Source organism: Flavobacterium pectinovorum, assembly GCF_022802975.1.
Classification (GTDB): Bacteria; Bacteroidota; Bacteroidia; order Flavobacteriales; family Flavobacteriaceae; genus Flavobacterium; species Flavobacterium pectinovorum_B.
In genome coordinates this window covers 43,117-55,147 of sequence record NZ_JAFEVZ010000018.1, presented here as the reverse complement: position 1 = coordinate 55,147, position 12,031 = coordinate 43,117, and the positions used below count along the sequence as shown (strand labels likewise).

The following is a 12,031-nucleotide window of genomic DNA, read 5'->3' as shown; positions in this document are numbered from 1 at the left end:
TTCTATTTAACAAAATCTACCTCCGAAAAAACATACCATAGCAACGATAGAAGCCTAAATCATTTTCTACAGGGGTTCGGCACTAAAGATTCTAGCACATAGAGGGAGTAAGCTTCTTATTAAATTCCAAATTACAATCTTAAAAAAAAAATTAGACTTCCCTGTGCAGGACATCATCTACCTTAAAATGATTTTTTTTCTCCTTTAATATATTATAGTATAATTTTCTAATCATAACCTGTTAGGTGAAATTGATTAAAAAGATTGATTTGATTATAAAAAGTATAAAAAATAGAAGTGATACATCATTTATAACTTAAGGAATTGATGTCATCCTGAGCCCATTCGTCTTCGCTCAGGATAAACTTAGTCGAAGGCTTTTGAACACGAAAGGGCTTCGACTCCGCTCAGCCTGACACTCATTTTTAATTTCACCCAACGAGTTAATTATAATATAGGAGTTAATTATAATATAGTAGGTATAAAAAACAACCTCAATCTACAAAATGGCGAAGAGACGATGAAAATCATAAATCCACAAAGTGTAACACTGAATTTTTCAAATTACCGACAAAATCAAAACACAAAGCAATCATACATGTTTTATCTACTGCGCCATATATAAAGCTTAAACAGCTAAAACAACGAGCAAACAAAATTATTTTACCATAAAAGCTTAAATAAAATTAACAGTATTATCAAAACCTATTAACTGCAATACAAATATGATGTTTTTGAGAAATACAAGTTGTTAACAAAGTAAACATCAGGCAAAATGTTTGGTATCTTTTTTACATAACATAAGTCATTAAAGTTATGCATTTTAAAATATCTAAGCTTTTGTATCCAAAATTCTGTAATACAAATGGGTACAAATGTTTTTTTGTTTTCTTTACTTTCCGATACAGAAATTAGCAAAAATATTCCCCAGTAGTTCATCATTTGAAACCTGACCGGTAATCAATCCAAATTGGTATAAGGCTTCACGAATGTCTAGTGCAATCAAATCACTTGAGAGATTTGTTTCAAGACCAAATTTTACTTTCTGTATTTCATCTAAAGCTTTAAGCAATGAGTCATAATGCCTCGTATTCGTAACAATTGTTTCATTATTCCGTAAAGCCCCTGTGTTTACAAATGAAAGAAGTTGATTTTTTAATTCTTCAACTCCAATATTTTCTTTTGCCGAAAGCATTAAAATTTCCGGTATCTCAGATTTTAAGTTTATGATTTCACTTTCAGTCAGTTTATCAGACTTGTTACCAATGATTACCAATGGTTTTAAAGGAAATTGATTTTTGATTTTCTCTAGTTCTACTTTTAATTTTAAACCTGAAACCTTAAATTCAGAACTGTCAAATAAAAAAATAACCACTTGTGCCTGTTCGATTTTTTCAAAAGTTTTTTTGATTCCGATACTCTCAACGACATCTTTTGTTTCGCGAATTCCTGCTGTATCAATAAATCTAAAACCAATTCCGCCAATAACTAACTCATCTTCAATAGTATCACGTGTAGTACCTGCTATATCAGAAACAATAGCACGTTCTTCATTTAATAATGCATTTAATAAAGTCGATTTACCAACATTTGGTTCTCCAACAATAGCTACCGGAATTCCGTTTTTAATAACATTTCCAACTGCAAACGAATCTATTAATCGTTTCAGTACAAATTCAATTCGGTTTAATAACTCATAAAATTGTGTTCTGTCAGCAAATTCTACATCTTCTTCGGCAAAATCCAATTCGAGTTCAATTAAAGAAGCAAAATTTAAAAGCTCTTCTCTTAATTTGGCTATTTCGTTACTAAATCCTCCACGCATTTGCTGCATTGCAATTTGGTGTGAAGCTTCATTATCAGATGAAATTAAATCTGCAACCGCTTCTGCCTGTGACAAATCCAGTTTTCCATTTAAGAAAGCTCTCAAGGTAAACTCTCCCGCATCAGCCATTCGACAACCTTTTCGCAATAATAACTGAATTATTTGCTGTTGAATATAAGTTGATCCGTGGCAGGAAATTTCGATAGTATTTTCGCCGGTGTACGAATTAGGTCCTTTAAAAACAGAAATCAATACTTCATCAAGTGTTTTATTATCATCAACAATATGACCTAAATGCAAAGTATGTGTTTTTTGCTTTGTTAAGTCTTTATTTTTTATGGATTTAAAAACCGAATTTCCGATAGTAATAGCCTCTGAACCTGAAATTCGAATGATTGCGATAGCTCCTGCTCCCGACGGTGTAGCCAAAGCCACAATAGAATCTTGATTTATCATACGGCAAAGGTATAAAAAAGGGACAAATTTACTAACAGAATATCTATTCTGAAAAAACTGGTAATTTAAACTTAGCAGACTAAAAAAATATTTTTTTATAATAAAAAAAGGAGCCATCAAATCTGGCTCCTTAAGTATTCTTATGAATATTGAAATCAATATTTTTTTAAACTAAATCAAATCGATCGAGATTCATTACTTTATCCCATACAGAAACAAAATCATTTATAAATTTTTCTGTCGCATCACTGCTTGCATAAACCTCCGCAAGAGCCCTTAACTCTGAATTAGATCCAAAAACAAGATCTGCACGTGTTCCTATCCATTTCGGCTGACCGGTAATACGATCATTTCCTGCATAAAGTTCTTTATCATCTGATAAGGCTTGCCATTTTGTATTCATATCAAGTAAATTGACAAAGAAATCATTAGTAAGCTGGCCCGGACGATGTGTAAAAACACCATTTTTACTTCCGTCAGTATTGATATCCAGCACACGCAATCCTCCTAAAAGCACAGTTAATTCTGGTGCTGTAAGTGTCAGTAAATTTGCTTTATCAATAAGAAGTTCCTCTGTAGAAACTGACGATTTTGTTTTTCGGTAATTACGGAATCCGTCTGATTTAGGTTCCAGATATCCAAATGATTCAGCATCTGTTTGTTCTAAAGAAGCATCCATACGACCCGGAGTAAAAGGAACTATAACTGAATATCCTGCTTCTTTGGCAGCTTGCTCCACTCCTGCACTACCAGCTAAAACTATTAAATCTGCGAGTGAAACTTTTTTTCCACTTTGTAAAAATTCAGTTTGGATACTTTCAAGTTTATCTAAAACCAGTTTAAGCTGAACCGGATTATTTACCTGCCAGTCTTTTTGCGGCGCTAATCTTATACGTGCTCCATTGGCACCTCCGCGTTTATCAGAACCTCTAAAAGTAGAAGCCGATGCCCATGCAGTTCCTACCAATTGTGAAATACTTAAACCTGAATTTAGTATTTTTTCTTTTAATTGAGCTGTTTCGTTCTCATCAATTAACGTATGGTTTACCTCTGGAATAGGATCCTGCCATAATAATTCTTCCTGAGGAACATCAGCTCCGAGATAACGGGAGCGTGGCCCCATGTCCCTATGTGTAAGTTTAAACCATGCACGTGCAAAAGCATCTGCAAAATCATCCGGATTTTCAAGAAATCGGCGTGATATTTTCTCATAAGCCGGATCTAGTCTTAATGATAAATCAGTGGTAAGCATGGTTGGTAAATGCTTTTTCGAACTATCAAAAGCGTCAGGAATAATAGGTTCTGCATTTTTAGCCACCCATTGGTGTGCACCGGCAGGACTTTTAGAAAGTTCCCATTCAAAACCAAATAAGTTTTCGAAGAAATTATTACTCCATTGTGTAGGTGTTTTTGTCCAGGTAACCTCCAGTCCGCTTGTAATGGTGTCCGGGCCTTTCCCTGAACCAAAACTATTTTGCCAGCCAAATCCCTGCAATTCAATTCCAGATGCTTCCGGCTCATTACCTACATGGTCAGATGAAGCTGCCCCATGCGTTTTTCCAAATGTATGTCCGCCGGCAATTAAAGCTACGGTTTCTTCATCATCCATAGCCATTCGTCCAAAAGTATCTCTTATATCTTTGGCTGCCTTAATAGGATCCGGATTACCATCTGGTCCTTCAGGATTTACATATATCAATCCCATTTGTACTGCTGCCAGAGGTTTTTCAAGGTTTCTGGAATGAACATCACCGTTAGCATTATCATCAGATGAGACAACACCATGGTCTTTTGGCACACCATCTGATCCATCATTATAACGGTCGTCTCCCCCAAGCCAAGTAGTTTCAGCTCCCCAATAAACAGATTCATCAGGCTCCCATACATCAGCTCTTCCTCCTGCAAAACCAAATGTTTTAAAACCCATAGATTCTAAGGCTACATTTCCGGTTAATATCATTAAATCTGCCCAAGAGATTTTTTGTCCGTATTTTTGTTTGATTGGCCATAAAAGTCTTCTTGCTTTATCAAGACTTACATTATCAGGCCAGCTGTTAAGCGGAGCAAAACGCTGCTGACCTGCACCTGCGCCACCACGTCCATCATGAACACGATAAGTTCCTGCACTGTGCCATGCCATTCTAATAAACAGACCTCCATAATGACCAAAATCAGCTGGCCACCAATCCTGTGAATCTGTCATAAGTTCATGCAAATCTTTCTTTACAGCTTCAAGATCAAGACTTTTAAAAGCTTCCGCATAATCAAATTTATTCCCCATTGGGTCTGATAATGGAGAATTCTGTCTCAGGATATTTACTTTTAACTGATTAGGCCACCAGTCTCGATTTTTTGTACCTGAAGCTGCTTCTTTGTCTATACTGCCATTATGAAAAGGGCATTTACTAATGTCATTTGATTGATTTTCCATATTTTACTTTTTTGATTTTTATTATTTAACCGAAATACTAAATTACAAAGTCAACAAAGAAACTTTATATATAATCAATATTATATCAACTTACTCTCATAGATAAAATCTATTATTTCGAAAACGAACAAAAAAAATAAATTTTAAGTCAAAAGAGAAAAAATTATTCTACTAAAAAATAACTAGTGTAATATACAAAAAATATTTTTTTTTATCAGTTGATGTATTCAAAACAGAAATGGCATTATAAAACAAAAAGACCTCTATTTTTTTGAAATAGAGGTCTTTTTTGTTTCTGCTAAAACTAAATCAAAACTTAAACGTCAGACTTGCTAAAACTGTTGTAGGTGCTTGTGGTGCACCCCATGTACTCCAGTATCTTTCATTAGTTAAATTATCTATCTTCACTCCAGCTCTCCATGTTGGCTGCTCATAAAATACTGTAGCACTACAAATAGTATAAGACGGAATGTAGTATATATTATCACTTGACATATAGCTTTCGTCTACGTAATTTACTCCAAAACCTGCACCTAAGCCTTTCAACTTATTTTGCAACTTATAAGAAGCCCAAAAATTCACCACATTTTCAGGTGCATCTGCAGCTTTTTTACCATCAATAGATTTAATAGTGGTTCCGGAAACAGTTGTTCCTTTTATATAACTATTATCATTATATGCATAACCTGCAACTATATCTAAACCTTGAACAGGATTAGCAATAAATTCAAATTCAACCCCTTTACTTTCCTGCTCACCACCTTGTGAAGAATCTATAAATGCACCGTTAGCAAACCTTAATACAGCATTATCGACTGTAATATTATAATAACTAATGGTAGCACTTAATTTTTTGTTGAATAACTCTGCTTTTATACCACTTTCAAATTGATCTGCATAAATTGGGTCTAAAACTAACTGTTCACCAGTACTGGGTTGAATAACAGGAGCTAAATTTTGAAAACCGTTCATATAATTCCCAAAAATAGAAACCTGATCTTTCACTATCTGATACACTACTCCCACTTTAGGTGAAACAGATGTTTGTTTATATGCCGCTACAGTTCCACTTTGCTTACGATCAAAATCATCTAAACGCAAACTTGTCATAATGTGCAGCCTGTCAGCAATGCCTATTACATAAGATGCATACGTACTAATTGTATGTTCGTCCCTTCCTGCTCTGATAAGCGGATTTCCTAATAAAGCATCAATTTCTTTTTTTCGAATTGGATTAAAATTTGTTGTTACATCTATTGTTCTAACCACCCCGGTAGTTTGAGTAGATGAAAAAGTATCTGAATAATATCTATAATTTAGCCCTGCGACTAATTTGTGCGTTAAGATTCCTGTTTTAAACTCGCCATTAATATTTTCCTGAAGATTGGTATAGTTACTGGATATAGGTCCAAAAACGGTAGCACGTGTGGAAACTGTAGTTGGAGAAGTCCAGGTAGGTAAAACCTGATAACTGTACTCAACGTTCTCACCAACATAAGAGAATAAAGTAGTCGATTTCCAGTTGTCTGACATTTGATATTCAGACTGAACAAAAGCTTTGGAAGATGTAGATTTTGCATCGGCATCATCATGAACCAACGATTTTTTATAATCTAATTTTACATCGGCCGGGTTTGTTATTCCTGATGTCGCAGATGCCCCTGGATATAAAGGTTTAGTACTTTTAGCATTATATAATTCTGCATCGATATTGAATGTAAGTTTATCAGTGGCTTTAAAAGTTAGGCTTGGAGTAAAAGACAATGTATTAGAATAACCATAATCAAGAAAACTTTTTGCTTTGTTTACCCCAACATTAAGTCTGAAAAGCACTTTTTTATCTTTGGTAAGCGGTGAATTTATATCTGCAGTAAGCTGATGTGTTCCATAACTTCCTGCAGTATATCCTATTTCTGTAGCGTTAGTTTCAAACGGTTTTTTAGTAACTAAATTGACTACACCTCCAAATGAAGAAGCTGTAGAACCAAATAAAGTTCCCGAAGGGCCTTTCAAAATTTCAATTCGTTCAATATTTGCAATTCCTACTGAAGAACGGCCTGATAAAGTTTCCATTCCGTTTCTGGCATTAATTCCAACAGTAAATCCTCTAAAAATAAGAGCAAAACCTCCTGATGGGTAATTAAGCGGTACCACACCTGGCGCATTTCTCATGGCAGTCGTAATATCAATTGCTAACTGTTCCTGAAAAAGTTCTTTATGTATTACATTATATACTTGTGGATTTTCAAGGTTTTTCAGAGGCATTCTGGCAATCGTTTCTGTTTTTTTAGATAATAAGCTTTTTCTGTTATTAATTACAACCTCTTGTAATTCTTTATTAGAAACTTTTAATTGCAAATTAATTGTTGCTGTTTTATTTTCTTCGACAGTAACATCTAGTTCAGATGTTTCATAGCCTTCTAAAGATATCTGAAGCGTATAAGTATTGGCTTTAACTCTATTTATTTCAAAAACTCCATCATCATTCGTAAAAGTTCCATATTTTGAATTTTTAAGAATAATGTTTACATCCGCTGCAGGTTCTCCGTCAGAAGTTGTAATTTGTCCCTTTATCTTTCCAAGATTTTGTTGTGAAAAAGAAGAAATTGCTATAAATAAAAAGCTAATCGTAAATAAAATATGTGATGTTCTTAAACTAAGATATTTCATTGATTTTTAAATTTGGTTAAATATTTTGTTTTTATTTATTCTGAATAAAAACAAAGCAAAATTAAAAATTAATACTTGTTTAACAAGTAAATATACAGACTTATTTAGATTCGCAATAAAACATTTAAAATTTAGTCTAAATAAGTATAGATTTGCAGAAATAATTTGAACATTACATGAACAAAAAATTGAAGAAAAAATTGAAGAAAAAAATAGGGCAATTACACCTTTGGTTAGGACTTGCTTCCGGTCTTGTTTTATTTATAGTTGCTTTGACAGGCAGTATTTTAGTTTTCGAAAAAGAAATTGATCAATTTATTAACCCTGAATTTTATAATGTATCGAGGATTGGCGATACTAAAAAAACGATTGATTATTGTACTAATGTGATTCAGAAACAATATGGTATTGAAAAAATAAGCCGAATCCTGGTCTATAATGATCCTAAACGTACTATGACAATCACAGGGAAAGACAGTGAAGGTGAAAACCAAATTTTTTCTGTAGATCCTTACACAGGAAAAGTGCTTGGGCTAATCGCACAAGAAAACCGATTTTTCTCAGTTGTTTTAAATATACACAGACATTTATTAATAGATGACATTGGCGAAATTATAACAGGCTGTTCGTGTTTGATCTTTGTTTTTATGCTGATTTCAGGACTCATTTTATGGTGGCCACAAAAGATAAAAAATTTAAAACAGCGTCTGACTGTAAAATGGAAAGCATCCTTCAAAAGAGTTAATTGGGATTTCCATTCGACTTTTGGATTTTACACTTTTCTATTTTTATTGATTATTGCCCTCACAGGATTAACATGGTCTTTTAAATGGTTTGAAAACAGCATGTATTTTATAGCAAACGGCACTTTAGAAAGACCATCTGCTAAAGTAGAAAACCCAACTAAAATAGATTCATTAACAGATAAAACCTCTTTCTTTCAAAGTATATATAGAAAAACAGACAGTATATTTCCTTACAAAGGTAATATACAAATCAGAATGCCGGCAGACACCATCAACAGTATTTTGGTACTAAAAGAAAATTTAGAATTCAGCATCCCAAATCAGTCCAGTGCTATTTATTTTGATAAATACACCGGTAAAGATATTGAGATCAGACCTTATGAATCATTTTCTAGAGGAGATAAATTAAAAAGACTGATTTACCCTATCCATACTGGAAGCATTTATGGTTATCCTACAAAAACACTTGCTTTTCTCGTCTGTCTTTTTGCTGTAACATTGCCGATTACAGGCTTACTTATCTGGTTGGGAAAACGAAAAAAGAAAAAGGTTAACTAAATCTGTAAAATTTTATTTTTCAAACCAATAAAAACCAAGTACTTATTAAAAAATATAGCATTAAATAAAAAAAAACATAATTTTCTTTGCATAACCGTATTTACTGCTTATCTTTGCACCCGAAACATCGCGGGATAGAGCAGTAGGCAGCTCGTCGGGCTCATAACCCGAAGGTCACAGGTTCGAGTCCTGTTCCCGCTACAGAGAATGACCCATCAAAATTTTGATGGGTTTTTTGTTTTTTACTACCTCTCTCAACTCTTGAAAATGTTGAGACTAAGCTAAAAATCAGGTTAACTTTTTTGGTTAGATACTGCCTGTTTTCAGCCCTAATTGAGCCCCCCCCTCTTAACACGATCTTTTTATAATAAACGGTTCCATGTAAGGAATTAACCTGAAAAATCTAAAAAATCATCAACTGTAGTGTTTACATTCTCTACATCGCTATCGGTAACAAAAGTGATGGGTTCTTTGTTTTTATATTTCAAATAAGCTTGTTCTAACAAATCTCTAATACCTTTTGGCTTGGAACTATTTTCAACACGGTATCTTATAATCATTTTAGAATAATAATCCATTAAAAATGAATATAGTATTTTTTATCATCTAAAGTTTTCAGAATCGTTACATCGGCACACCATATTTCATTGGGTCTATAACTCATCAACGAGCCATATAATTTCTTAGGATACGGGGTCTTGTTGTACTATATCCTAATAATTTGAAATATTTATACCAAGTGGTCAAACCAAAAGAGATTTCTTTGTTTCGTAATGCCTACAAGTAAACCGAAGATTTTGACCAATGCAGATCGTCTTCATTTTCCATATATTTTTTGATTTGCAGGCAAAACAAACCAAAATAGAAAAACCCAATACTAAAAACCCTAGCATTTGAATTTCCATTTACTATTACAAAAATATTGAACATCTTTAATTATTCAACAGCATCGTAACAAACTCATTTTTAATTGCAATCCTTATATGGTACACTTTTTTATAAAAGAATGGTGTGAAGAGCAGCGCAGAAGTATCGTTTGTTGTTGGTTGTAATGTTTAAATTTAATATATAATTCACTATTAATCAGTACTTAAATACACAAAATTCAATATAAAAAACAAACTAAATGTCCCCAAAAAAAAAGAAGCTATCTCAGTATTGATACAGCTTCTTTTGGTCTTTCAATGAATAAATCAATAATAACTCCTAAAATAAAATATATGAAAGACTAACTATCAAATAGTAACAAGAACTGTTAATCCATTAATCCTCTTCTTTATAAAACTGTAAATTAATTATGATGTTCATTGTACTCGTTTTATAAATATCGAATTATTGACAACCGAGGATTCCTGACGGATTATTTGCAGTATTTCACTTTTAGTAAATTGTCTGAAATTCTTCTGCTTTCTCCAATATTTTTTAAATAATTTCAACGCTTTCATGTTAATTATATTTAAGAACTTAAACCTTTTTTTTACAATTTCCTGTTTATACATCAAAGCTGCAATTACATAATAATTTATATGAATTCCTGTAACATTGGAACAAGGCATGTCAATGTAAGGTAAAAAAACTAAAAATTAAACGAATAAAACTGATGATTTTATATCAGTTTAATTTGAGAAAAAACTGTTTATTCTTTTAGGTCAATTATTCTTTTTTAAAATCCTTCTCTGTAAATTCAACTGTAAATTGTTTTGTAGTTGGCGGTAAACACATTGCATTTGTACATGCCATATATCTTACTTTGAAATTTAATTTTGAAGCTGTTTTAGTTTTGAGTTTTAACTTTTGAATAAAAACGGCTCCCTTAGAAAAATAAGGTGCGTTTGGCTTACTGCCCTCGCCAGCCGCTTTTCCTTCTGTTTCTCCAATTAATTCTATAGTATCGTTTTCTTCAAAAGTAATCTGTGTGGGCATTCCAAGGGCTCCACCTGAAGTCTTCTGTGGATAAATGTGCCAGAGTTCTTTAATTTCTGCTTTTATTATCAAATTAAAAACATTAGAATCTACAGCCTTTGTTTCAAAAGTCCAAGTAACTGGATGATTTGATTGAGAAAAACCTGAAAATACGCCAGAAACCAGCATAAATATTACTATTAAATGTTTCATCTTAATTTATTTATTAATGATCCCGTATTTCTTTTTAGTGAATTCGATCATCGCTTTAACTTTATAAAACTCTTTATCATCAGAACCTGCATAACCAATACCTGTCAAATGGATTAAACCGTCAGGGCCGATTATAAATTTCTGAGGTGTTCCTATTGCTTTAAGTCCGTTGAAGTAACCTTCATTATTGTCAAAAAGTATTTCTAATTTGTAATCTTTTTTAGCTTTGAATCGTTTTACTTCTGTAGTAGTTTCTCCTTCATTTAGTACAAACAAATTAAAAGGCTCCTTTTTATAAAATTCATTTATACGTTCAAAAGCTGGGAAAGCTGCAATACAGGGTTTGCAGGTTGTACTCCAGAAGTCAATAACGACAATTTTTCCTTTGAAATCTTTGGCTAAATTTATCTGCTTACCCGCCATATCAGTTAATAAAACAGCCGGCAGGGACATGCCTTTATTTTTCCAGTCTTTTTCGACAGTTTTATAAACACTTTGATAAGCCTGCTCTTTAAGATTCGCTACAATCTTTGAAATACCAGTAGAATCACCTTTTACTTTTGCATATATTTCTCGAAACGTTTTGTCTGTTACAGCGGTAGATGTTCCTGTTTTTAACGCTTTTGTAAGCGTATCTAATGCTCTTTGATTTTCTCCTGAAACGGATAGAATAACGGCATATCGGTTTAAATAATTAGCACGGGAATTTCTAAAATAAGCAAACGAGCGGAAAGACGCTTTTTCATCCGATTTTTTAATCATCTTATTTGCTACATCAACATTACCCAATTTAGCATTTGCTACTGCGTTAATCTCCAATAAAATCGTACTTCTTCCAAAGCTGTCAGCATCCGGATTACGTTCTAATTCCTTTAAAAGCTGACCGGAAATCTTTTCAATCTCTGTAATATATCTGTCATTATCTACCCAATCCTCTAATTTGTTGGAGATATCAAATAATTGGATAGCAGAAAATGTAGGCTGCTTTTCCATATAAAATTGAAATTTTTTAATATCTCCTTTCAGAAGCCAATCTGCAGCCAGTTGCGCTTGAAAATCATTGTATTGAATGCTCTTATTCTGAAAATTTTCACTCAGCATTTTATTAAAAAACGCTTCTTTTTCTTCAACAGATTCAATATTGTAGAATGTATCTTTTGCTTTATCCAAGTCCAATTGTGCATAAACTGAAGTTGAGATAAGCATGACAAAAAAAATCAGCTTCTTCAT

At 32.9% G+C, this 12,031-nt stretch carries 7 protein-coding genes and 1 tRNA gene; 2 read left to right on the top strand and 6 right to left on the bottom strand.

Translation table 11 applies throughout. The features are described 5' to 3' along the window. Positions 1 to 892: 892 nt before the first annotated feature. From mnmE to FLV_RS18945, 3 genes are all read right to left on the bottom strand, one after another. The gene (mnmE, locus tag FLV_RS18955; RefSeq protein ID WP_243236287.1) at positions 893 to 2,281 is read right to left on the bottom strand and encodes a tRNA uridine-5-carboxymethylaminomethyl(34) synthesis GTPase MnmE; all 1,389 of its coding nucleotides are present in this window, start codon (positions 2,279 to 2,281) and stop codon (positions 893 to 895) included. A 166-nt stretch (positions 2,282 to 2,447) separates the two neighbouring features. Continuing rightward, positions 2,448 to 4,712, bottom strand: coding sequence for a catalase/peroxidase HPI (gene katG, locus FLV_RS18950; RefSeq protein WP_243236286.1), 2,265 nt, complete (start codon positions 4,710 to 4,712; stop codon positions 2,448 to 2,450). A gap of 309 nt (positions 4,713 to 5,021) precedes the next feature. After that, a complete protein-coding gene (locus FLV_RS18945; protein WP_243236285.1) occupies positions 5,022 to 7,382 on the bottom strand; it encodes a TonB-dependent receptor in 2,361 nt (786 codons plus the stop codon). A 200-nt stretch (positions 7,383 to 7,582) separates the two neighbouring features. Here FLV_RS18945 and FLV_RS18940 point away from each other — a divergent pair, with 200 nt between their 5' ends. Both FLV_RS18940 and FLV_RS18935 read left to right on the top strand, forming a co-directional pair. Further along, a complete protein-coding gene (locus tag FLV_RS18940; RefSeq protein ID WP_243236284.1) occupies positions 7,583 to 8,686 on the top strand; it encodes a PepSY-associated TM helix domain-containing protein in 1,104 nt (367 codons plus the stop codon). 128 nt (positions 8,687 to 8,814) lie between these two features. Beyond that, positions 8,815 to 8,887 (top strand) — tRNA-Met (locus tag FLV_RS18935). 188 nt (positions 8,888 to 9,075) lie between these two features. Here the strand turns inward: FLV_RS18935 and FLV_RS18930 are convergent. From FLV_RS18930 to FLV_RS18920, 3 genes are all read right to left on the bottom strand, one after another. Next, a complete protein-coding gene (locus tag FLV_RS18930) occupies positions 9,076 to 9,246 on the bottom strand; it encodes a hypothetical protein (RefSeq protein WP_243236283.1) in 171 nt (56 codons plus the stop codon). A 1,093-nt stretch (positions 9,247 to 10,339) separates the two neighbouring features. Continuing rightward, positions 10,340 to 10,801, bottom strand: coding sequence for a protein-disulfide reductase DsbD domain-containing protein (locus FLV_RS18925; protein WP_243236282.1), 462 nt, complete (start codon positions 10,799 to 10,801; stop codon positions 10,340 to 10,342). 6 nt (positions 10,802 to 10,807) lie between these two features. Then, positions 10,808 to 12,031, bottom strand: a complete 1,224-nt coding sequence (locus FLV_RS18920) for a TlpA family protein disulfide reductase (RefSeq protein WP_243236281.1) — start codon at positions 12,029 to 12,031, stop codon at positions 10,808 to 10,810.